Here is a 21,553-nt window from a genome sequence, read left to right as displayed (position 1 = left end):
AAGCGGGGCCTTTCTTTGCGTTCAGGGCATATGGCTTCAATCGCCGCGGGCGGCCTCGATGGCGGGTCGCAGTGTCTGGTCCATCACCCTTTGGGTCACGGGACCGGCGACGCGCAGCAGGATCACACCCTCCCCGTCGACGACATAGGTTTCCGGCACACCGTAAACGCCCCAATCCAGCGCCATCCGGCCTTCGGGATCGGCACCCAGCGCCGCATAGGGATTGCCGAGTTCCTCGAGGAATCCGATCGCCTTTTCCGGATCATCCTTGTAGTTGACACCGTAGATCGTGACCCCTTCTTCGCGGAGCAGGTCGAGGTTGGGGTGTTCGACGCGGCAGGGCGCGCACCAACTGGCCCAGTAGTTCACAAGCTTGACCTCGCCGTCACGAAGGCTTGCGTCGTCAAACATCGGCTTGCCGCCCAAATCGGTCAGCACCACGGCGGGCGCCTGTTCACCGGCGCGGGCCGACGGCAAAGCTTCGGGGTCATCGCGAAACATGCCCACGGCAGCCAGTCCGACGAAAGCCGCGAAGACCAGCGGCGGCGCGACCATGAGCGGAGAAATCCTAGCCATCCGAGGAGAGTCTCCGTTCGATGCGTGCCATCTCTGCGCGGACTCGCCGCCCGCGCCAGATGCTCAGCGCGACAAGCACAACGAGCAACGCCAGAGAGGCGGCATAGGCGGAGAGCACGGCATCGGCGTATTTCCCGAGATCCGGCATCATGCCCCTACCCTTTCCCGTGCCAGCAGCGCCTTGATGCGGCGTGCGCGAATTTCCGTGCCGGTGCGGTAGAGAACCAAAGCGACGAACAACAGGACGAACCCCGCAATGCAGACCAGCAGCGGCACCCAGAACACATCGGCGACGTTCTCTTCCTTGTCCAGCGACAACGAGGCTCCCTGATGCAGGCCCTGGTTCCAGAAATTCACCGCATAGCGCGACAGGATCGCAAAAACCGAACCGACGAGGCACAGCACAGAGGTGAGGTCGGCGGCGGTGTCCGGGTTCTCGATCGCTTCCCACAGGGCGATATAGCCGAGATAGAACAGGAACAGGATCAGGAAGGAGGTCAGGCGCGGATCCCAGGCCCACCAGGTGCCCCACATCGGCTGTCCCCAGATCGCCCCGGTGACGAGCGCGATTAGGGTCATGGCGACGCCCACGGGCGCCGCGGCGCGGGCCGCAAGGGCGCTGACATGGTGGCGCCGCACGATCCAGATCAACGAAGCGACAAGCATCATGAACCAGGCGTTGATCGCCATCAGCGCCGAGGGGACGTGCAGGTAGATGATCTTGACCGTCGATCCCTGGCGGAAATCGTCCGGGGTAAAGAAGAATCCCCAGATCAGACCGACCACCAGGCACAGGCCCGAGGTGATCCAGAAGAAGGGCAGAACTCGTTCCGACGTTTGCAGGAACTTCTTGGGATTGGCGTAGGCCCAAAGGCTGTTGCGGTTCACTGAGGTTGTCATGCGCAGTATCTAGTCCGAGTCGGGTGCGTTCTCAATTGACAAAGATCAACGCAAATTGACGCGCAACACCGCTGCGCTGGCGAAGGGCAAAAGAGCGACGACACCGGCGGTGATCCCGCCCAGCATAAGGAGCGGGGTTGACGTCTCCATCCCGATGGCGCCCCGCCGGGCGACTTCGGCACCGAAGATCAGCGTCGGCACATAAAGCGGCAAGACCAGAAGCGACAGCAACAGCCCGCCCCGCTTGAGGCCCACGGTCAGCGCCGCCCCGAAAGTGCCGATCACGGACAGCGCCGGCGTGCCGACAAGGAGCGACACGACCAGCCAGATGAACCCCGCCTGCGGCAGGTTGAGCAGCACGCCGAGGACAGGCGCGGCGAGCACGAGAGGCAGACCGGTGGTGATCCAATGCGCCAGCGCCTTGATCGTGACGACAGCCTCCAGCGGCAGCGGTGCCGTGGCGAGCAGGTCGAGCGAGCCGTCCTCCCAGTCGAGCGCGAGAAGGCGGTCTAGAGACAATAGGCAGGCGAGCAACGCCCCGAGCCAAAGCACTCCCGGTGCGATCACCGCCAGCAGCGAGCTTTGCGGTCCGACACTGAAGGGCACGAGAACGGTCACGATCAGGAAGAAGGCAAGGCCCAATCCGAATCCGCCTCCGGCCCGGAAGGCGAGTTTCAGGTCGCGGGACAGAAGCGCGATCACAGGAAATCTCCGTCGAAATCCTCGACCGGCCGCGGGGCGGCACGAAACGGTCCGACGTCCAGCACATCGGCCTCAAGACCAAGGTCGATATGGGTCGCGATCAGGGCCGAGCCGCCGCGCGCCAGATGGGCCCGTACCGCGTCTGCGAACATGGCGACGGCCGAGACATCGAGCGAGACGGTCGGCTCGTCCAGCATCCAGATCGGCCGCCCGGTGACCAGAAGGCGCGACAGGCCCAGCCGGCGCTTCTGCCCGGCCGACAACGCGCCCGCGGCACGATCGGACAGTTCGTTCAAGGCGAAAGCGTCAAGCGCCCGGGCGATGTCCTGGGTGCCGAACACGTTGGCCCAGAACGACAGGTTCTCGGTCACGGTCAGGGTTGGTTTCAGTCCGTCGGAATGGCCGGCGTAGGCGATCCTGTCCTCGGCGCCCTCGATATGACCGGAGAGCGGCGGTTGCAGGCCCGCCAGCGTGCGCAGCAGCGTTGTCTTGCCGATGCCGTTGGGGCCGCGTACGACCAGCGCCTGCCCCGGCTCGAGCGAGAAGCCAAGGTTTTGCAGCACCGGCACGCCACCACGGGCGATCGACAAGTCAGCGACAGTCAGAGTCATGCGATGCGCATAACCGATTGCGGCACCGCGAAAAAGATCAAACCGGCAGCAATGCGAGCGCGACCCGCCGTCCCTCGGAGAGGAGCACGTTGTAGGTGCGGCAAGCCGAGGGCGAATTCATCACCTCGACCCCGACGCCCGCGTTCTCGAGCGCACCGCGCAGGCTGCTGGGAATGTGCGCGATCTCCGCCCCGGTCCCGACGAAAATCACGTCGACCTGCCCCGCCAGCGCCATCAACGGCGCCGCGTCGGTGACACCGTCCCAAGGGCCGGTTCCATTCGGACCGGTGATCAGCGCCCCCTCATGAACGGTCCCGCCGATGCGGAAGAATCCCGGTCCATAGCCCTCGACCGGGTTTGCGTCGGTATAGGTGACTTCGTTCAGGCGCATGATCGCTCCTTGTTCAATCCCACGGCGGCAGCCCGGCAAGGGCCGATGCCGCGACAATAGCATATGCGACGGCGCGATACAGCCCGGCCCTGGCCGGATCGAACAGCCGCGCACCAAGCAGGTTACCCAGCACGTTCGGCACCGCCAGGATCAGTCCCAGTACGATCGGCGAGAGCGACAGTTCGCCGCGCAAGCCGATCACCATGAGCAGCAGGAAATCGAACAGGAAAAGGTAGAGAAGTACATTGGCCCGCACCACCTGCACCGGCAGCGTGCTGGCCATGTAGAACAGGATGACCGGCGGCCCCGGAACGCCGACGAGTCCGCCAAGGAACCCGGCCGCGCATCCGATTGCGTAGACCATCGGTGGGCGCAGCGCACCCTGATACCGCAGCCCCAGCGCGAGGCAGGCCACAAGCGTCAGAGAGACCGTCGAGAGCGCATAGCGGTAGATGTCAGGAGAGACCGCGGCAAGTGTCGCAAGTCCGAGCGGCAGCAGGCAGAGAGTCGCCACGAGCAGGCGCGCGAGGTCGCCGCGATTGGCGTCCCGCGCCGCGCGCCGGACGATGGGCAAAGGTCCGAACACATCCATGACCACCAGCGTCACGATGGCCCAAAGCGGAGAGATCACCTGCGCTGCAACCGGCAGGTAGACCATCGCGGTTCCGAAGCCCGAGAACCCCCGCACCGTTCCCGCGAGGAAGGCCGCTGCGATCAACCAGCCCAGCCCCGGCAATGCCAGGACTTGGGCCAGCGTGTCAGGCATCTATGTTGGCGAACTGGTTTCCGGTGGTGTTGTCGGGCTTGGACCAATCGCGTTTCACGCCGAGATACAGCAGGATGGTCGAGGCCACGAAAACCGAGGAATAGGTGCCGACGATCACGCCCCAGATCATCGCGAAGACGAACCCTCGGATCACGTCGCCGCCGAGAACGAACAGCGAGATCAGCGCCAACAGCGTCGTGACCGAGGTCATGATCGTGCGCGACAAGGTCTCGTTGATCGAGATGTTCAGCACTTCGGCCAAGGGTTTCTTCTTGTATTTCCGCAGGTTCTCGCGTACCCGGTCGAACACGACGACGGTGTCGTTCAGCGAATAGCCGACAATGGTCAGAAGCGCCGCGATGATGGCGAGGTCGAACTTGATCTGCAGCTCCGAAAAGATGCCGATGGTCAGGATCACATCGTGCACCAGCGCGGCCACCGCGCCGAGCGCGAATTGCCACTCGAACCTGAGCCAGATATAGATCAGGACCGCGCCGATCGCGAGAGAGACGGCGATGATGGCCGTCTGGATCAACTCGCCCGACACCTTCGGGCCGACGGACTCCACTGAAAGGAACTGGATGTCGGGCGCCGCGATCTTGAGCGCCTCCTCGACGGCAGCAATTGTTTCGGGCGTCACGGATTCCGCGTCGTCCTGGGCCTGGATGCGAACCATGGCGACGTGCTGGTCCTCGTCGAATGTCGGGTCAAAAACTTCGCTGATGATCACATCGCCGAGGCCCAGTTCGGACAGGACGGTGCGATACTCGGCGACCTCGACCGGCATCGTGCTTTCGGTACGGATCGTCGTGCCGCCGCGAAAATCGATGCCGTAGTTCAGGCCTTGAATCAGGAAGGACGTGAAGGCCACCACCACCATCAGCGCCGAGATGCCCAGCCAGATGCGCCAGTGCTTGAAGAAGTCGAATGAGGTCTCCTGGGGAACCAGTTTCAGTCTCATGTCACACCTCGATCGTTTTCGGACGGCGACGTTCGAACCACATGACAATCATCAGGCGGGTCACGAAGATCGCGGTGAAGACCGAGGTCAGGATGCCCAGCCCCAGCGTGATGGCAAAGCCGCGCACCGGACCCGAGCCCATCGCGAACAGGATCACCGCCGTAATGAAGGTGGTGATGTTGGCGTCCAGGATCGCGCTGAGCGCCTTTTCATAGCCCAGTTCGATGGCCCGCGCCGGACCGCGCGACGTCTTCAGTTCTTCGCGGATCCGCTCAAAGACCAGCACGTTTGCGTCAACCGCCATACCGACAGTCAGCACGATCCCGGCGATGCCCGGCAAGGTCAGCGTTGCCCCGATCAGGGACAGGAGACCGAAAATCAGCGCGATGTTCAGGATCAGAGCGACATTGGCAAAAAGTCCGAACAGGCCATAGCTCAGCGCCATGAAGACCAGCACACCGGCAAAGGCGATCACGGTTGCGACCTTGCCGGCATCGATGCTGTCCTGGCCCAGTTCGGGACCGATGGTGCGCTCTTCGAGGAATTCGAGCCCAGCGGGCAAGGCCCCTGCCCGCAGCAGCACCGCGAGATTGGTGCTCTCCTCGACGGTGAAATTGCCGGTGATGATACCCGAGCCGCCCGGAATGTGGCTCTGGATCACCGGCGCGCTGATCACCTCGTCGTCCAGAACAATGGCAAAGGGGCTGCCGATGTTCTCGGCCGTGTAGTCGCCGAACTTGCGCGCGCCCGACGTGTTGAAGCGGAAATTCACTGCCGGGCGACCGTTCTGGTCATAAGCGGGTTGCGCATCGACCAGTTCCTCGCCGGTCACCACCGGAGCGGCTTCAAGCGTGTAGTAAACGCCCTGCTCGTCGAGCGCGGGCACGATCTTGTTGCCGACGCCCGGGTTCGCCTCCGGATCGCTGCCCCGCGAAACCACGGGGTTGAAGGTCAGTTGCGCGGTGGTGCCGATGATTTCCTTCAGCTCGGTGGCGCTGCCGATGCCGGGCACCTGGATCAGGATGCGGTCGGTGCCCTGCCGCTGTATCGTCGGCTCGCGGGTGCCGACCTCGTCGATGCGGCGGCGGATGATCTCGAGTGACTGGCGTACCGTACGGTCGTCGCTGGCGAGCTTCTCGGCTTCCGACAGGGTCACGATCAGGGTGTCACCCTCGCCGCGCACGTCGATATCTGTGCCACCGACTCCGGTCAGGGTCTGGATCGGGCGGGCCAGTTCACGCACCACTTCGAGCGCGCGCTGCATGCCTTCGGGCTGGCTGATCTTGACACGAATCTCTTGCGGATCAGAGGGTTGCAGACGGATCGTTCCAACGGTCGCACGTTCGGGGCGCAGCGCGTCGCGGATTTCGGGCCACATCGCCTGCATCCGGCTGGCATAGACGTCCGCGACTTGCACCTCGGCCAGAAGATGCGCGCCGCCGCGCAGATCGAGACCAAGGTTGACCAGCGCCGACGGCATCCACTCGGGCCATCCGGAGAGCTGCTGTTCCAGTTCCGGTGTCGCGCCGGACATCTCGATGGCGGCGGCGGCATCGTTGTGCCGCTCCACCTGCGTGTAGAACGCGTTGGGCAGCGCCAACCAGACACCGGCCGCGCAGGTCAGCCAGATCAGAACGCGTTTCCAGGGGTCGATTTGCAGCATTTTCCTGCCTTTCGAACGGCTTGAAAGGCAGAGTTAATTCGCCGGTTCGGTCTTGCTCATGACGTTCGCGATGGTCGACTTGACCACCCGCACCTTGACGCCTTCGGCCAGTTCGACCTCGACCTCGTTGTCGTCCTTGACCTTCACGACCTTGCCGATCAGTCCGCCTTGCGTCACCACCTGGTCACCGCGGCGCAGCGCCGCGACCATCGCCTGATGCTCCTTGAGCTTTTTCTGCTGCGGACGGATCAGCAGGAAATACATGATCGCGAAGATCAGGATCAGCGGGAGAAACTGGGCGAAAGCGCCACCATCCATGAGATGTTCCTTTTGGTTGACTGGCGGACCCCGGCCCGCGATTTTGGCGGAACCTATGCGCAGAGCGGGGGCTTTGCAAGGCGGCGCGAGCAGCAAAACCGCGTATGCAGAGCATGCATATTGCGTGCATACCGCGTACATACGCACTTGCAGCTCCATGCGGTGGCTCCGGAGCCGGGTGCGGGTCTTGGCAGCACCGCGAATGGGCGTCATTCTCGGGCCGTCGGAGGACGACACGGGGGCGCATGTCTTGAAGCGAAACAGATCCGATCTGATGGACTGGCTGGGGCTGCGGTCGCCGGGCGAGTTGCGTCGTGTGTCCTGGCTCGGTCCCCTGGTGTCGATCCTCTTCGGGGTCGCCGTCACGGTGTTGCTGGTGGTGGTCGTGGTCGAATTCTTCGCCGCATCGATGAGCGACGATCCGGACGCGACGGCGCTGCGCAACGCGGGGCTGGTGCTTGCGGCGGTGCTGGGCGTGCCGTTCCTGATCTGGCGCACGCTGGTGGCGCAGAAACAGGCCGACGTGGCGGAGCAGGCGCTGTTCAACGACAAGCTGAAGGCGGCTGCCGACGACCTGCATGCGCGGCGCGAGATCCGGCGCAAGAAGAAGTTGGGCGATGCCGAGGAACTGGGGTTCATCGAAGACGATATCGTGCGACGGGTCACGGCCATCGACCGGCTGGAGGCGCTTGCGCAGGAACGCCCGGACGAAGCGCCTCGGATCGCCCGGTTGCTCTGCGTGTATCTGCGTCACCTGTCGGCCGGGATCTATCCCGGTCACGAGGAGCATCCCCGCGCCGACATGAGGGCGGCAGCTCGGTCCATCGGGCAAATGCAACTGATCGACGGAGTGGACCCGGAGGCGGTGAAAATCGACCTGAAAGGGGCGAACCTCGTCGGGTGCGATCTGTCGCATCTGAGTTTCCGCGGCGCGGACCTGAATGCCGCCCGCGCCGATACCGCGACGCTCGACCAGACCGATCTGAGCGGCGCAATCCTGTTCAAGACAGGGTTGCGGGGCGCATTCATGATCGGCACGCGTTTGACCGGGGCAACCTATTTCGATACCGCCAAGCTGAAAGGCGCAGCCCTGCGCGAATTCCACGACGACATGCCGCCGATCAGCGAGGCACAGGCGAGCGAGGCGTTCTTCGATCAGACGGTGACGGTCCCAAAGTCTCTGCGGCCCAAGCAGAGCCTGCTGGAGGGGCGCAGTTTTGTCACCGAATGGCGGGCCTTCCAGAAACGGATCGGCTTTGATCCCGAGAACCAGAAGACTTGGTGAAAGCCATGTCCGGCACTGTGGCACGCTCCCCTACCCTTGCGGTTGCACATGAGGCATAACGCGCCAAACCGACTCGGATATCAAGGACGATCCCCATGCATGACATTCGCGCCATTCGTGACAACCCGGACGCATTCGACGCGGCACTGGCGCGGCGGGGCGATGCGCCGATGGCCGCACAGGTGCTGGCGCTGGATGCCGCGCGCCGGGAACGGATCGCCGCCAGCGAGGCGGCGCAGGCCGAGCAGAACAAGGCCAGCAAGGCCGTCGGCGCGGCCAAGGCCAAGGGCGATGACGCGGAATTCGAACGTCTGCGCACGCTCGTGTCCGAGAAGAAGGCCGAGGTCGCCGCGATGCAGGCGGAGGCCAAGGATCTGGACGCGAAGCTGATCGACATGCTGGCGCGGATCGCCAATGCGCCGGCGGAGAACGTGCCCGACGGGGCGGACGAGAACGACAATGTCGAGGTCAACCGCTGGGGCACGCCGCGCGATTTCGAGTTCAGCCCGAAAGAGCATTTCGAGATCGCCGGTGTCGCCAGCGCGATGGATTTCGAGATGGGAGCCAAGATCAGCGGCAGCCGCTTCGTGGTGCTGAAAGGGGCGGTCGCGCGCATCCACCGGGCGCTGGCGCAGTTCATGATCGACACCCACGTGGACGAGAACGGGCTGGTCGAGGTCAACCCGCCGGTGCTGGTGCGTGACGAGGCGATGTATGGCACCGACAAGCTGCCGAAATTCGGCGAGGACAGTTATCAGACCACCAATGACTGGTGGCTGGTGCCAACCTCGGAAGTGCCGCTGACCTATTCGGTGGCGGGCGAGATCCTCGACGCCGCCGACCTGCCGATCCGCCTGACCGCGCATACGCTGTGTTTCCGCAGCGAGGCGGGAAGTGCCGGCAAGGACACCTCGGGCATGTTGCGCCAGCATCAGTTCGAGAAGGTCGAGATGGTCAGCATCACCCACCCCGGCGAGAGCGACGCGGAACAGAAGCGGATGCTGCGCTGTGCCGAGGACCTGCTGGAGCGGCTGGGCGTGCCCTATCGCACGGTGATCCTCTGCACCGGCGACATGGGCTTCGGGGCGCGGCGCACCTATGACATCGAGGCCTGGCTGCCGGGGCAGAACGCCTATCGCGAAATTTCCTCGGTCAGCACGACGGGCGATTTCCAGGCCCGGCGGATGAACGCGCGCTTCCGTCCGGACGGCGGTGGCAAGCCCGAATTCGTGCACACGCTGAACGGGTCGGGACTCGCCGTGGGGCGCTGCCTGATCGCGGTGCTGGAGAACGGCCAGCAGGCGGATGGGTCGGTCACCCTGCCCGAGGTGCTGGCCCCCTACCTGGGCGGCAAGTTGACCCTGACATCAGACGGCGTGCTGTCATGAGGGGCCATCCTTCTCCGTTCATGGCGGTGGTGGTTCTGCTCGCGGCGCTGGCCTTCGTCGCATCGCCGTTTCTGGTGCCCGGTTTCGGCGGGTTCGAGCCAAACCAGTTCCCGGTGCCGCAGGACGATCCCCCCGTGCAGCCGGCGGGCTATGCCTTTGCGATCTGGGGCGTGATCTATGCCTGGTTGCTGGCCGGGGCGCTGTTCGGGCTGTTTTTGCGCGCGGACGCTGTCGACTGGCAGCCGATGCGCGGTCCGCTGGCCCTGTCGATGGGTCTGGGCGCCGCCTGGCTGCCGGTGGCGCTGATCAGCCCGCTGGGCGCGACGGTGCTGATCTGGGCGATGCTGGTCGCCGCGCTGATGGCGCTGCGCGCCGCCCCGGTGCTGGACCGCTGGTGGGGGCGCGCGCCGGTCGCGCTCTATGCCGGGTGGCTGACCGCGGCCAGTTCGGTGTCGATCGGGCTGGTGCTGGCGGGCTACGGGCTGAGCGGACAGGTGCCTGCGGCGGTGATCGCGCTGCTCATCGCGCTGGGGATCGGGCTGTTCGTGCTGCGCCGGGTGCCTGATATCGCCGAATACGCGGTTGCGCTGGTTTGGGCACTGGTGGCCGTGGTGGTGGCGAACCTGACGCAGTCGCTGACCGTGCTGGTGCTGGCCGGAGCGGCGGCGGCGATCATCGCGATCGCCGCGCTGGCACGGCGCTAGCCGGTCGCTTCGGCCTGCGCCCGCGTTGCGGACGCCTTCGGGAACGGCACCAGCCGGCCCGCATCCTCGTCCCAGAGCTTGAGGCTGAGCGCCGCCACTGCCTCGGGGAACTTGATGCGGCGCGGCGCGATGTCCTCGGGCAGGCTGTAGTGGCAGGCGCGCAGGCGGTAGGACGGAACCCGTGAATTCAGGTGGTGGATGTCGTGCAGCGTGATGCAGGCCACCGCATGATCGAACCAGGCGCCGAAATCGAGACAGGAGGCGCCCTGGATCGCGGCCAGTTGCGGGTCGAGATCGGGGCGGCGGTCCCAGTAGGTGTCTTCGAAATTGTGCTGCAGGTAGACAAGGAAGACACCGAGCATGCCGCCCATCATCGAGGCCGCGAAATAGATCAGCAGCCCGTGCCATCCGGCCAGACCAAAGATCAACCCGACCCAGGCCAGCACCGCGATATTGTGCAGCACCACCCCTTTCCAGCCGAACCGCAGCGTGTTCTTGGGCCAGCGGTAGCGGATGAAATAGGTGAAGAACGCGCCAAGAGGCACCAGAATGAAAGGATTACGGTAAAGCCTGTATTGCAGGCGCGTCCAGACCCCCGCCTCGTTCCATTCGCGCAGGGTCATGGTGTGGATCTCGCCGGTTTCGCGATGATCCAGGTTGCCGACGCCGGCATGGTGCAGGTTGTGGTTCTGCTTCATCACCTCGAAAGGAGCGAAGGTGAAGGGCGACAGCGCATGACCGGCCAGTTCGTTCTGGGTGCGGGTCTCGAACAGGGAATGGTGGCCGGTGTCATGCTGCAACACGTAGAGCCGCACCGCCGAGAACGCGTGCACGATCATCGCAGGCAGGACCAGCCACGGTTGGGACAGCGAAATCGCGAGCCAGAGCGAGGTGAAATACACCGCGAAGGTGCCGAAAAAGCTCAGGCTGGCCAGCCTGTTGTCCTTGTCGCAGAATTGTCGCGTATGATCCCGCACGTTCATCGCTATGCCTCGTCGGTGGAGTCAGGATATGCCCTGAGATAAGCCGTGATATGCCCAAGTCACTGACAAATAACACGGCGGATTTCAACTGTCGCCGCACAACCGTGCGTCATTGCGCGGCACTGCGCCGTCACGAGGCCTTTGGCGAGGCTGTTTCGACCCGCAGAGAGGCAGAGCAGCCACGAGGGCCGGCAGAAGCGACCGTCAGAACAGATCGGGCAGATGCGTGCGCAGGTTCTCGGGGCGATAGGACGGCACGCCGCGGATCCGTTCGCGAACCGTCGGCGAGATGTCCGCCTCGGCATAGAGCAGCGGACGGCGGCGCAGCAGGTCCGGGGCGAGTGAGCGGATCGCGTCGCGATCGTGCTGTTCGGCCCCGGGGCAGAGCGGATCGGGCGCGGCGTCCAGCAGCGGCCGGTCCTCGCGCAGACGCAGCCCGGCCTTCTGGGCGCCTTCCGCGATCCAGGCCAGCGTGATGGCGGTCAGCCCGCGCACGCGGCCGGTGCCCCCGACCATGGAATGATCGCCCGCGAACCAGACCTGTTGGTAGGGCCGGTCGGGCGACGTGTCGCCCCGGTTCAGCCCCGGACCGATCACCTTGCCCGAGGCATCGCGGGTGGCGTCGAGATTGCTCCAGGGCGTGACTTCGTACATCGCGCGCATCTCGTCGATCGCGACCGCGTGGCGGGCGCTCTGCACCAGGCTCGACAGTTCGGTATCATGAAAGGCGTGCCGGTGATTCCAAAGCTGCGCCACAGGCCCGAACAGCGCCACCGGCAATCCCAACGCACCGACGGTGTCCCAGATGCCCATGTAGGTGATCTTGACCAGGTCCGCCGGGCCGTCGCGGCTGTCGAGGTCCTTCTGCGAGGTCGCGAAGCGCGGCGACAACGCCGCGCGCTGCGCCATGATGTGCGGCGTGTCGGGAGCGTTCTCGGGACCGCCGAGGCGGTAGAGGCGGAAAGCCGCGTTCATCGCCTGCGGGGTCAGAACGTTGGGGAAGCCGCATTTGCGGATCATGCCCGCAAGCGAACGCGCGGTGTAGGCGCCGCGCGAGAAGCCGAAGATCATGATCTCGTCCCCCGGCGCATAGGCGCGGGCAAGCGCCGCGTAGGCCGCCTTGATCTTCTCGTTCAGCCCCCAACCGAAGGCGCCGCCCCCGATCTTGTTGAGCATCCCGCCGAAAAAGCCCGCGTTCTGCAAGGTGGTGCCGATACCGGGCAGGTAGAGCGCCAACTGGTCGGGGCCCTGGTCGACGGCCTCGGCCAGGTGACGCACATGGGTGGGTTGGGGAATCGTGGGAGAATTCCACGTCCCGTCGCAAAAGATCGCGATGCGCTTCATGATTGAAAGACCTTCCTGAAATGCCCGCAGGATAGCATGGCGCAGGAGTCCCGACAATCCGCAGAGCGCGTCAGTCCCGCCGCCCCTGCGTGTGCTTGCGCAGCTTGGAGGGACCGGATTTCTTGCGCCCCTTGTAGGGGTTGGCATCGTTCTGGCTGCGCAGGTGCAGGCGGATCGGGGTGCCGGGCATGTCGAAATCCTCGCGCAGGCCGTTCACGAGGTAGCGCGAATAGCTGGCTGGCATCTTGTCGGGGTGGCTGCACATCACGACAAAACCCGGCGGACGGGTCTTGGCCTGGGTCATGTAGCGCAGCTTGATCCGCTTGCCCTGTGGCGCCGGCGGCGGGTGCTGTTCCAGCATGCCCGACAGCCAGCGGTTCAGCGCCGCCGTGGGCACGCGGCGGTTCCAGACCGCGTGAGCGCGCATGATCGCGCCGTGCAGCCGGTCAAGCCCCCTGCCCGTCTTGGCGCTGACGGTGACCAGCGGCGCACCGCGCAATTGCGGCAGGAGCCGTTCGAAGCTTTCGCGCAGGTCGCGCAGCTTGGCCTGCTTGTCCTCTTCGATGTCCCATTTGTTGACCGCGACCACCACCGCGCGGCCTTCGCGTTCGGCCAGATCGGCGATGCGCAGATCCTGCTGTTCGAAGGGAATCGCCGCATCGAGCAGAACCACCACGACCTCGGCGAACTTGACCGCGCGCAGGCCGTCGCTGACCGAGAGTTTCTCGAGCTTTTCCTGCACCTTGGCCTTGCGGCGCATGCCGGCGGTGTCGAAGATCCGCATCGGCACCGCATCACCGTCAGGTCCGACCCAGTCGGTGGTGAGCGAAATCGCGTCGCGGGTGATGCCGGCCTCGGGGCCGGTCAGCAGCCGGTCTTCGCCGAGGATGCGGTTGATCAGGGTGGATTTGCCGGCGTTGGGGCGGCCGACCACGGCGACCTGAAGCGGCTTGTCGCGGGTCGGGACCGGAACGGCGTCGGTTTCGGCCTCGTCCTCGTCGAGGTCGACATCCACATCGGTTTCGGGCGCGTCCGACTCGGCACGGTCCGCGAATTCGTCGGCCAGCGGCATCAGTTGCGTGTAAAGGTCGTTCAGCCCCTCGTTGTGTTCCGCCGACATGCGGATCGGCTCGCCGAGGCCAAGCGCGTAGGCCTCGATCACCCCGGCGTCGGCGGCGGACCCTTCGGCCTTGTTCGCGGCAAGGATCACATGGGCGCTGCGCTTGCGCAGGATCTCGGCAAAGGTCTGGTCTGTCGGGGTGACGCCGGTGCGCGCATCGATCATGAAGAGGCAGATATCGGCCATGTCCACGGCGCGTTCCGTGAGGCGGCGCATCCTTCCCTGAAGGCTGTCATCGGTGGCCTCTTCGAGCCCTGCGGTGTCGATCACGGTGAAGCGCAGATCGCCCAGCCGCGCAGCACCCTCGCGCAGGTCGCGGGTGACGCCGGGGGTGTCGTCGACCAGCGCCAGGCGTTTGCCGACGAGCCGGTTGAACAGGGTGGATTTGCCCACGTTGGGGCGGCCCACGATGGCGAGCGTGAAGGACATGGGGTCAGCTTTCGATCTGTCAGATGCGCCCCTTAGCGCATCCGCGCGTCAACGGAAAGCGTGCAGTTCGCCGTCGCCGCCCAGCACGTAGAGCGTGCGCCCGGCCACCACGGGCAGGCTGCTGGCGCCGCCGGGCACCGGAATGCTGGCGGCAAGCGCGCCGTTTTCCGGGGCGAAGAAGCGCATCTGTCCGTCGCTTGAGGCAACGATGACGCGGCCACCGGCGAGGATCGGGCCATAATTGGCATAGGACGCACCGCGCTTGCGGGGCTTGTCCTTGATGAAATTCGGCAGGTCCACGGCCCAGATCACGCCGCCGGTCCGGGTGTCGATGCGCACCAGCTGGTTGCGGTCGGTCACCGAGAAGATGCTGTCGCCCGCGGGCCAGACCGGGCCCATCGCGCCTTCCTTGGCGGTCCAGATCCGTTCGCCGCTGGCCGCGTCGAGCGCGACGATCCGGCCGGAATGGTTGCCGGCGTAGATGCGGTTGCCGGAGGCGACCGGGCCACCGGTCACGTCGCCGATGCGCGAGATGGCGCGGCCGACGCGCTGGCCTGCGACGGTGGCGCTCCAGCGTCTGAGGCCGCCCTTGCGGAAGGTGGCGATGATGTCGCCCGATCCGAACGCGAAAACCGCCAGATCCCCGGCGATGATCGGCGACGGGGCGCCGAGCACGTTGGCGATGCTGGGCGTGGCTTCGATCTGCCAGGCGATGCGGCCGTTGTCGGTGCGAAGGGCCCAGCCGACATTGTCACCGGCGACGAGATAGACCAGCCCGCCATTGACGAGCGGCGTGCCGCTGCCGGTCGAGTCCAGCTCCTGTGTCCACCGCACGGCGCCACTGCGCGCATCCAGCGCGCTGAGCAGGCCGAAGCCGCTGGAGACATAGAGCACGCCGTTGTCATAGGCGAGTCCGCCGCCCGTGGCGTCTTTCTCGCTGTCCGCTGGCGGAGTCAGGTCGCGGCTCCAGACCACCGCACCGGCGGGGGTGACGGCGCTGACGCGCGCGCCGCTGTCGAGCGTGTAGATCAGGCCACCGGCGACGACGGGCGACGCGGTGATACGTTGCCGGCGGCTGTCACCCGCGCCGATCGACGTCGACCAGACACGCTGCGGCGTGGCGCGCAGGGCCGGATGCGCGGTGCGATAGGCCGGGGTGCCGAAGGATTGCGGCCAGCTGGCATTGGCGCTCTGCCCGGGCAGGCTGATCGCGCGGCTGCTGTTGGTCACCGTTTCGGCGGTGGGGACGGCGTCCTCGGGTGTCGGACGGATGTCTTCGCGCTGGCCGGGCAGGATCAGTTCCGGCTCGGCGCAGCCGGCGAGCGCCAGCGCGGCGGCCGTCAACAGGGCCAGCCCCTTGCGGGAGGAGTGAAACGCTGTCCTCATCATGGTCCTGCCTGTCGTTCCTCGGAGTCCGCGCCTAGCCCTGCGATCCGGGCTGCGGCTGGGGCGTTCCGCCGAGCGCCACAATCACCCGTGTGGCACGCTGTTGCAAGCCCGGGCCGACTTCGGCGTCCTGGAGTATGGCCTGAAGCTTGTCGAGCGCGGCATCGGTGTCGCCCTCGGAGATGTCGATCAGGGCCAGTTGCTCCTGCGCCAGCAGGCGCAGAGGCGCGCCCGGCTGGGCCAGCGCCTCGAACTGGACCCGGCGGTCGGCGGCGGGCAGCGTCTCGGCCTGCAGCGTCAGCGCCTTGAAGGTGGCGATCTGGCGATAGATCTCGGGCAGCTCGCCGGTGGTGGCGATCTCGTTCAACGCGGCGACCGCGTCCTCGGTCTGGCCGCTTTCGGCGCTGGTGGCCGCGGTCAGGAAGTTCACGATGGCCGCGCCGCCGGGGCTGTCGACCTCGATGTCCGTCAGGGCGTTGGCCCGTGCCGCCGCGTCGTTGGCCGCGAGCGCCGCGATGATGGAATCGCCCAGTTGCTCGGCCTCGGCGCGGGCCTGTGCCTTGCGGTACTCGTTCCAGGCCGCCCCGCCGACGATCAGGATGATCAGCGCGGCGGCGATCCAGGCGTAGCGCTTGAACAGCAGGAACAGGCGGTCGCGGCGTACCTCTTCCGTCACTTCGTCGATAAAACTGTCGGTGTCGCTCATCTGATCTGCCCCCGGTCTGGCCGTCCCCGAACCGGGTCCGGACGGCCGAATTTCCCCCTCTTATCGCGCAAGCCCCGACAAGCCAAGTGGCGCAGGCGTTGCAAATTCGCGTCGGCTTGCGCTGCACTGCAAAAAAAACTAATCTGAACCGGTTAGTTTAGCGTATTGACTGCATACATACGCCTGCATTCCGGCCCGTCCGCCCCAGGTCGTGGCCCGGCATCGGGATCCTTGGAAAGGCGCATCATGCGAATTGTTCCCCTGTTGACCGCTGTTCTGGTCACGCTCACCCTGTACGCGCTGGTGTTCGAACGCGACACCCTTTTCGCGTTCGCGCGCGGTGACGAAACCGCGGAGGCCGCGACCGAGGACGTGCAGACCGCAGGCGGCCTGGCCGATGAAGCTGCCCCGGCGATCAGGGTGGTCGTGTTGCGCAGCACGGCGCAGGAGATCGACAGCGCGGTGATTCTGCGCGGCCAGACCGCCGCGCTGCGCCAGGTCGAGGTGCGCTCGGAAACCTCCGCACGGGTGATCTCGGACCCGTTGCGCAAGGGCAGTTTCGTCGAGAAGGGCGACCTGCTGTGCAAGCTCGATCCCGGAACGCGCGAGGCGACCCTCGCCGAGGCGCGGGCGCGGCTGAGCGAAGCCAAGAGCCGCGTGCCCGAAAGCGAAGCGCGGCTGGAAGAGGCCCGCGCCCGACTGGCGGAAGCGAAGATCAACAACAACGCCGCCGACAAGCTGTCACAGGGCGGCTTTGCCAGTGAAACGCGGCTGGCCTCGACCGAAGCGGCCGTACGCTCCGCCGAAGCGGGGATCGCATCGGCCGAATCCGGACTCGAAACCGCCCGATCGGGGATCGAGGGGGCGGCGGCTGCCGTTGCCGCGGCGGAACGCGAGATCGAGCGGTTGAGCATTCATGCGCCCTTTGACGGGCTGCTGGAGAGCGACACCGCGGAACTGGGCAGCCTGATGCAGCCCGGAAGCCTCTGCGCCACGGTGATCCAGCTCGACCCGATCAAGCTGGTCGGCTACGTGCCGGAAACCGAGGTCAGCCGGGTCGAGATCGGCGCCATGGCGCGGGCCAACCTGGCGGATGGGCAGACGGTGCAAGGTGAAGTGACCTTCATCAGCCGCTCGGCCGACATGCAGACCCGGACCTTCGAAGTCGAGATCCACGTCCCGAATCCGGATCTGACGATCCGCGACGGGCAGACGGCCTCGATCATGATCTCGGCCGAAGGCACCACCGCGCATCGGCTGCCACAATCGGCGCTGACGCTGAACAACGACGGGCGGCTGGGCGTGCGCATCGTCGGCCCCGACAACGTGGTCGATTTCAGGCCGGTGCAACTGTTGCGCGATGATGTCAGCGGCGTCTGGGTCGGAGGGTTGGAGCCCGAGGCCGACGTGATCGTCGTCGGTCAGGATTTCGTGACCAGGGGCGTGACCGTCATACCCACCTATCGGGAGGCGGCGCAATGACGGGTATCGTCACTTGGGCCGCCGAGCGGGCCCGCATGGTCCTGGCCTTCATCGCGCTGTCGCTGATCATCGGCGGCTTTGCCTATGTCAGCCTGCCCAAGGAAGGCGAGCCCGACATCGAGATCCCCGCGCTGTTCGTTTCGGTGCAGTTCCCCGGCATTTCGGCCGAGGACAGCGAGAGCCTTCTGGTCAAGCCGATGGAGACCGAGCTGGCCGATCTCGACGGACTGAAGACCATGACCAGCACCGCCGCCGAAAACTACGCCGGCGTGGCGCTGGAGTTCGATTTCGGCTGGGACAAGACCGCGATCATGGCCGACGTGCGCGACGCCATGAACAAGGCACAGGCCGATTTCCCGGATGGTGCGGAACAGTATTCCATCAACGAGATCAACTTCTCGGAATTTCCCATCGTCATCGTCAACCTGACGGGCGACGTGCCCGAACGCACGATGGCCCGCATCGCCAAGGAGTTGCAGGACGATCTGGAAAGTCTTGACGCGGTTCTGGAAGCCGGGATCGCCGGCAACCGCGAAGAGATGCTGGAGGTCGTGATCGACCCGCTGCGGCTTGAGTCCTACAACCTCACCGCGCTGGAACTGATCAACGTGGTGCAGAACAACAACCAGCTGATCGCCGCCGGCGAGGTCGAGACGGAACAGGGGACGTTCAGCGTCAAGATCCCGTCGAGCTTCGACGAGCCCCGCGATGTCTACAACCTGCCGGTCAAGACCAACGGCGACCGCGTGGTGACGCTGGGCGAACTGGCGACGATCAATTTCACCTTCGAGGACCGTCGCGGCACGGCGCGTTTCAATGGCGAGCCGACCGTCGCCTTGCAGGTGGTCAAGCGCAAGGGTTTCAACCTGATCGACACCGTGGCGCTGGTCAAGGAAACGCTTGCGGCCAGCGAAGCGAAATGGCCCGAGGAACTGCAGGCCGCCGTGCTGGTCGGCACCAGCAACGACCAGAGCCGCGTGGTCGGCTCGATGGTGAGCCAGCTCGAAGGGTCAGTGCTGACCGCGGTGGCGCTGGTGATGATCGTGGTGCTCAGCGCTCTGGGCAGCCGCGCGGCGTTGCTGGTCGGCTTCGCGATCCCGACCTCGTTCCTGCTGTGCTTCATGTTCCTCGCAATCATGGGCGTCACGATTTCCAACATCGTGATGTTCGGTCTGATCCTCGCGGTGGGGATGCTGGTCGACGGCGCCATCGTGGTGGTGGAATACGCCGACAAGCGCATCAAGGAGGGCACCGGCCCGATGCACGCCTATGTCGAGGCGGCGCAGCGGATGTTCTGGCCGATCGTGAGTTCGACCGCGACGACGCTCTGCGCCTTCCTGCCGATGCTGTTCTGGCCCGGCGTGCCGGGCGAGTTCATGGGCATGCTGCCGGTCACGTTGATCTTCGTTCTGTCGGCCAGCCTGATCGTGGCGCTGGTTTACCTGCCGGTCATGGGCGGCGTCACCGGGCGGATGAGCCGGCTGTTCGGCAACGTGTCGGACACGCTGCGCGCCCGCCTGCCCTGGATCGCGCGCGCCGCGCTGGTGCCGGTCGCGCTCTACACCATGTTCCTCGGCGCGATGCAGGTGCTGAACCCGGCCTACCTGCTGCCGCAGCAAACGCCGGCGGTGGTCGGCAGCCTGTTCGGCGCGCTGGTCTTCCTGTTCGGATCCTTCGCCGCCTCAATCACGCTGGGTGCCGCCAGCCTGCGGAGAGCGCCCAAGCGGGTTCAGGCCGGCCATGCGCACACGCCGTTCGGACATGTCATCAAGTTCATCACCGGCAACCCGATCATGCCGCTGGTTGCGATCGCGGCGGTTTTCGCGGGCGTCTTCTATGTCGCGGCGGTGCTGTTCCCGGCCAATTCCCGTGGTGTCGAATTCTTCGTCGAGAGCGAGCCGGAACAGGCCACCGTGTACGTCCGCGCGCGCGGCAACCTGTCGCTGTCGGAATCCGACGAGATGGTGCGCCAGGTCGAAGAGGTGATCCAAGAGCATCCGGCGGTCATCAATGTCTTCTCCTTCGCCGGCGAAGGCGGGCTGGACACCGCCGGCCCCGGCTCGACCCAGCCGCAGGACACGGTCGGCCAGGTGCAGTTCGAGATCATTCCGTGGGAGGACCGTCCGACCACGCGGGAAAGCTGGTTCTTCGGCAAGCTCGAACGCGAGGTTACCGCGCCGGCCTATGACGGCGATTTCGTGATCGACCAGTTGAACGCCGAACTCGCCAAACTGCCCGGCTTCGAGGCCGAGATCCTGGCGCTGGAACAGGGGCCGGGACAGGGCAAGCCGATCCATCTGCGCCTGAAAGGCGACGACTGGGACGACCTGACCGAAGCGACCACCTTGGCGCGGGCGCATTTCGACGCGATGCCGGGACTGATCAAGGTCGAGGACACGCTGCCCCTGCCCGGCATCGACTGGCAGATCAACGTGGACGTCGAGAAGGCCGGCCGTTTCGGCGCCGATGTCGCCACCGTGGGCGGAATGGTGCAACTGGTCACGCGCGGCATTCTGCTCGACACGATGCGAGTGGACAGCAGCGACGAGGAAATCGAAATTCGCGTCCGCCTGCCCGAGGAAGACCGGGTTCTGTCGACGCTGGATTCAATGAAGGTACGCACCAGCGATGGTCTGGTGCCGCTGAGCAACTTTGTCACCCGCGAGCCGGTCAGCAAGCTGGCCGAGATCAACCGCGTCGACCAAGAACGCTATTACGACGTCAAGGCCGATGTCGGCGCGGCCCTGTCCAAGGTCGTGGTGAGCGAAGCGGGCAGCGACCGGACGCTGGGTATCGTGCACACGCTGGCTGACGACGTCGAAGCGAGCGGCGCGACGGTGCGGACCACGGCCGGCGAACGGGTGGAAGTGACCCATGTGGAGCCCGGCGCAACGCTAGACCAGCTGTTGAACGTGGTCGAACGCGGCGACGCGCGTCTGGTGCCGGTCAACGCGAACGAGCGCATCGCGCAGATCACCGAATGGCTGCAGACCAATCCCCTGCCCGGCAGCATCGCCTGGGAATGGACCGGGGATCAGGAGGAGCAGGAGGAATCCGGCGCCTTCCTGCAGAACGCCTTCATGGGCGCGTTGGGTTTGATGTTCATCATCCTGCTGGCGCAGTTCAACAGCTTCTACAACTCGGTCCTGGTCCTGCTGGCGGTCGTTCTCTCGACCACCGGCGTTCTGATCGGGATGATGGTGATGAACCAGCCTTTCTCGATCATCATGACCGGCACCGGCATCGTCGCGCTGGCGGGGATCGTGGTGAACAACAACATCGTGCTGATCGACACCTACCAGGATTATTCCCGCTACATGCCGCGCCTGGAGGCCATCGTGCGCACCGCCGAGGACCGTATCCGCCCGGTGCTTCTGACCACGATCACGACCATGGCGGGGCTTGCGCCGATGATGTTCGGCCTCAGCCTCGATTTCATCGGGGGCGGCTATTCGATCGACAGTCCGACTGCGCTGTGGTGGAAACAGCTGGCGACGGCGGTGGTGTTCGGGCTGGGCATCGCGACGGTCCTGACGCTGGTCGTGACCCCATCGATGCTGGCGCTGCGGGTGTGGTTCTCGACCTATGCCAGCTGGATCGGGCACCTGATCGTGCGCGTCACCGGCGGACGCGACACGCAGGTCGCGCGCGACATGCGGCTGGAGCGCGAGGCGCGCCGGGTGGAGGTCGACGAGATCATCTGGGAGACGGTGCCCGCACCCGATGCCGAAACGCCTTCGGAACCCTCACGGCCGCAGCCGGATGACGGCATCGACCCGGACGAGACGGCACGCGACCCCGACGCTCCGCAATCACCGTTGCGCGCGGCCGAATAACC

Annotated in this window: 20 protein-coding genes; 5 read left to right on the top strand and 15 right to left on the bottom strand. The window is 65.6% G+C overall.

Annotation, left to right across the window (positions count from 1 at the left end; genetic code table 11):
* Window positions 1–36: 36 nt before the first annotated feature.
* From JF290_RS04045 to yajC, 10 genes are read right to left on the bottom strand one after another with little or no spacing between them, the layout of a single operon-like run.
* Window positions 37–576 (bottom strand): DsbE family thiol:disulfide interchange protein, encoded by a 540-nt coding sequence (locus tag JF290_RS04045; RefSeq protein ID WP_199023463.1) that lies wholly within the window; start codon window positions 574–576, stop codon window positions 37–39.
* Window positions 569–727, bottom strand: coding sequence for a heme exporter protein CcmD (gene ccmD / locus JF290_RS04040; RefSeq protein ID WP_199023462.1), 159 nt, complete (start codon window positions 725–727; stop codon window positions 569–571). Before ccmD ends, JF290_RS04045 begins: the two co-directional genes overlap by 8 nt.
* On the bottom strand, window positions 724–1,476 hold the full coding sequence (locus JF290_RS04035) for a heme ABC transporter permease (protein ID WP_199023461.1): 753 nt from the start codon (window positions 1,474–1,476) through the stop codon (window positions 724–726). Before JF290_RS04035 ends, ccmD begins: the two co-directional genes overlap by 4 nt.
* A gap of 45 nt (window positions 1,477–1,521) precedes the next feature.
* Complete coding sequence (ccmB, locus tag JF290_RS04030) at window positions 1,522–2,178, bottom strand: heme exporter protein CcmB (protein ID WP_199023460.1); 657 nt, start codon at window positions 2,176–2,178, stop codon at window positions 1,522–1,524.
* Window positions 2,175–2,789: a heme ABC exporter ATP-binding protein CcmA gene (gene ccmA, locus JF290_RS04025; RefSeq protein ID WP_199023459.1), complete on the bottom strand. Its 615-nt coding sequence runs from the start codon at window positions 2,787–2,789 to the stop codon at window positions 2,175–2,177. The genes ccmB and ccmA overlap by 4 nt, the downstream gene beginning before the upstream one ends.
* A gap of 37 nt (window positions 2,790–2,826) precedes the next feature.
* Complete coding sequence (locus JF290_RS04020) at window positions 2,827–3,180, bottom strand: Mth938-like domain-containing protein (RefSeq protein ID WP_199023458.1); 354 nt, start codon at window positions 3,178–3,180, stop codon at window positions 2,827–2,829.
* A gap of 13 nt (window positions 3,181–3,193) precedes the next feature.
* A complete protein-coding gene (locus JF290_RS04015) occupies window positions 3,194–3,946 on the bottom strand; it encodes a sulfite exporter TauE/SafE family protein (RefSeq protein ID WP_199023457.1) in 753 nt (250 codons plus the stop codon).
* The gene (gene secF, locus JF290_RS04010; RefSeq protein WP_199023456.1) at window positions 3,939–4,907 is read right to left on the bottom strand and encodes a protein translocase subunit SecF; all 969 of its coding nucleotides are present in this window, start codon (window positions 4,905–4,907) and stop codon (window positions 3,939–3,941) included. The genes JF290_RS04015 and secF overlap by 8 nt, the downstream gene beginning before the upstream one ends.
* Before the next feature lies 1 nt (window position 4,908).
* A complete protein-coding gene (gene secD / locus JF290_RS04005; RefSeq protein ID WP_199023455.1) occupies window positions 4,909–6,570 on the bottom strand; it encodes a protein translocase subunit SecD in 1,662 nt (553 codons plus the stop codon).
* 33 nt (window positions 6,571–6,603) lie between these two features.
* Window positions 6,604–6,888, bottom strand: coding sequence for a preprotein translocase subunit YajC (yajC, locus tag JF290_RS04000; protein ID WP_199023454.1), 285 nt, complete (start codon window positions 6,886–6,888; stop codon window positions 6,604–6,606).
* A gap of 202 nt (window positions 6,889–7,090) precedes the next feature.
* Here yajC and JF290_RS03995 point away from each other — a divergent pair, with 202 nt between their 5' ends.
* From JF290_RS03995 to JF290_RS03985, 3 genes are all read left to right on the top strand, one after another.
* Window positions 7,091–8,173, top strand: coding sequence for a pentapeptide repeat-containing protein (locus tag JF290_RS03995; RefSeq protein ID WP_199023453.1), 1,083 nt, complete (start codon window positions 7,091–7,093; stop codon window positions 8,171–8,173).
* A 95-nt stretch (window positions 8,174–8,268) separates the two neighbouring features.
* Window positions 8,269–9,561, top strand: a complete 1,293-nt coding sequence (gene serS / locus JF290_RS03990) for a serine--tRNA ligase (protein ID WP_199023452.1) — start codon at window positions 8,269–8,271, stop codon at window positions 9,559–9,561.
* Window positions 9,558–10,265: a hypothetical protein gene (locus JF290_RS03985; RefSeq protein WP_233155125.1), complete on the top strand. Its 708-nt coding sequence runs from the start codon at window positions 9,558–9,560 to the stop codon at window positions 10,263–10,265. Before serS ends, JF290_RS03985 begins: the two co-directional genes overlap by 4 nt.
* Here JF290_RS03985 and JF290_RS03980 read toward each other — a convergent pair.
* The 5 genes from JF290_RS03980 to JF290_RS03960 all read right to left on the bottom strand — a co-directional run bounded on the left by JF290_RS03980 (window position 10,262) and on the right by JF290_RS03960 (window position 16,233).
* Window positions 10,262–11,248 (bottom strand): fatty acid desaturase, encoded by a 987-nt coding sequence (locus JF290_RS03980; protein WP_199023451.1) that lies wholly within the window; start codon window positions 11,246–11,248, stop codon window positions 10,262–10,264. The genes JF290_RS03985 and JF290_RS03980 overlap by 4 nt on opposite strands.
* Before the next feature lie 204 nt (window positions 11,249–11,452).
* Window positions 11,453–12,592, bottom strand: coding sequence for a DUF2235 domain-containing protein (locus JF290_RS03975; protein WP_199023450.1), 1,140 nt, complete (start codon window positions 12,590–12,592; stop codon window positions 11,453–11,455).
* Between the two features lie 70 nt (window positions 12,593–12,662).
* The gene (gene der / locus JF290_RS03970; protein WP_199023449.1) at window positions 12,663–14,141 is read right to left on the bottom strand and encodes a ribosome biogenesis GTPase Der; all 1,479 of its coding nucleotides are present in this window, start codon (window positions 14,139–14,141) and stop codon (window positions 12,663–12,665) included.
* 48 nt (window positions 14,142–14,189) lie between these two features.
* Window positions 14,190–15,530, bottom strand: coding sequence for a PQQ-like beta-propeller repeat protein (locus JF290_RS03965; protein WP_199023448.1), 1,341 nt, complete (start codon window positions 15,528–15,530; stop codon window positions 14,190–14,192).
* 31 nt (window positions 15,531–15,561) lie between these two features.
* Window positions 15,562–16,233: a tetratricopeptide repeat protein gene (locus tag JF290_RS03960; protein WP_199023447.1), complete on the bottom strand. Its 672-nt coding sequence runs from the start codon at window positions 16,231–16,233 to the stop codon at window positions 15,562–15,564.
* 246 nt (window positions 16,234–16,479) lie between these two features.
* Here JF290_RS03960 and JF290_RS03955 point away from each other — a divergent pair, with 246 nt between their 5' ends.
* Both JF290_RS03955 and JF290_RS03950 read left to right on the top strand, forming a co-directional pair.
* Window positions 16,480–17,715, top strand: a complete 1,236-nt coding sequence (locus tag JF290_RS03955) for an efflux RND transporter periplasmic adaptor subunit (protein ID WP_199023446.1) — start codon at window positions 16,480–16,482, stop codon at window positions 17,713–17,715.
* Window positions 17,712–21,551, top strand: coding sequence for an efflux RND transporter permease subunit (locus JF290_RS03950; RefSeq protein WP_199023445.1), 3,840 nt, complete (start codon window positions 17,712–17,714; stop codon window positions 21,549–21,551). The genes JF290_RS03955 and JF290_RS03950 overlap by 4 nt, the downstream gene beginning before the upstream one ends.
* Window positions 21,552–21,553 lie beyond the last annotated feature (2 nt).

The sequence above is a fragment of the Sedimentitalea arenosa genome (assembly GCF_016428585.1).
Classification (GTDB): Bacteria; Pseudomonadota; Alphaproteobacteria; order Rhodobacterales; family Rhodobacteraceae; genus Sedimentitalea; species Sedimentitalea arenosa.
The sequence above is the reverse complement of the archived record's forward strand: the minus strand, read 5'-3'. Positions and strand labels throughout refer to the sequence as shown.

Bases quoted from the DNA above. Each gene is read 5' to 3' on its own strand.
- yajC (WP_199023454.1), bottom strand. From the start codon at position 6,888: ATGGATGGTGGCGCTTTCGCCCAGTTTCTCCCGCTGATCCTGATCTTC.
- JF290_RS03980 (WP_199023451.1), bottom strand. From the start codon at position 11,248: ATGAACGTGCGGGATCATACGCGACAATTCTGCGACAAGGACAACAGG.
- JF290_RS03965 (WP_199023448.1), bottom strand. From the start codon at position 15,530: ATGATGAGGACAGCGTTTCACTCCTCCCGCAAGGGGCTGGCCCTGTTG.
- JF290_RS04020 (WP_199023458.1), bottom strand. From the start codon at position 3,180: ATGCGCCTGAACGAAGTCACCTATACCGACGCAAACCCGGTCGAGGGC.
- JF290_RS04015 (WP_199023457.1), bottom strand. From the start codon at position 3,946: ATGCCTGACACGCTGGCCCAAGTCCTGGCATTGCCGGGGCTGGGCTGG.
- ccmA (WP_199023459.1), bottom strand. From the start codon at position 2,789: ATGACTCTGACTGTCGCTGACTTGTCGATCGCCCGTGGTGGCGTGCCG.
- JF290_RS03950 (WP_199023445.1), top strand. From the start codon at position 17,712: ATGACGGGTATCGTCACTTGGGCCGCCGAGCGGGCCCGCATGGTCCTG.
- JF290_RS03975 (WP_199023450.1), bottom strand. From the start codon at position 12,592: ATGAAGCGCATCGCGATCTTTTGCGACGGGACGTGGAATTCTCCCACG.
- JF290_RS03960 (WP_199023447.1), bottom strand. From the start codon at position 16,233: ATGAGCGACACCGACAGTTTTATCGACGAAGTGACGGAAGAGGTACGC.
- secD (WP_199023455.1), bottom strand. From the start codon at position 6,570: ATGCTGCAAATCGACCCCTGGAAACGCGTTCTGATCTGGCTGACCTGC.
- JF290_RS03985 (WP_233155125.1), top strand. From the start codon at position 9,558: ATGAGGGGCCATCCTTCTCCGTTCATGGCGGTGGTGGTTCTGCTCGCG.
- JF290_RS03955 (WP_199023446.1), top strand. From the start codon at position 16,480: ATGCGAATTGTTCCCCTGTTGACCGCTGTTCTGGTCACGCTCACCCTG.
- JF290_RS04045 (WP_199023463.1), bottom strand. From the start codon at position 576: ATGGCTAGGATTTCTCCGCTCATGGTCGCGCCGCCGCTGGTCTTCGCG.
- der (WP_199023449.1), bottom strand. From the start codon at position 14,141: ATGTCCTTCACGCTCGCCATCGTGGGCCGCCCCAACGTGGGCAAATCC.
- JF290_RS04035 (WP_199023461.1), bottom strand. From the start codon at position 1,476: ATGACAACCTCAGTGAACCGCAACAGCCTTTGGGCCTACGCCAATCCC.
- ccmD (WP_199023462.1), bottom strand. From the start codon at position 727: ATGATGCCGGATCTCGGGAAATACGCCGATGCCGTGCTCTCCGCCTAT.
- serS (WP_199023452.1), top strand. From the start codon at position 8,269: ATGCATGACATTCGCGCCATTCGTGACAACCCGGACGCATTCGACGCG.
- secF (WP_199023456.1), bottom strand. From the start codon at position 4,907: ATGAGACTGAAACTGGTTCCCCAGGAGACCTCATTCGACTTCTTCAAG.
- JF290_RS03995 (WP_199023453.1), top strand. From the start codon at position 7,091: ATGGGCGTCATTCTCGGGCCGTCGGAGGACGACACGGGGGCGCATGTC.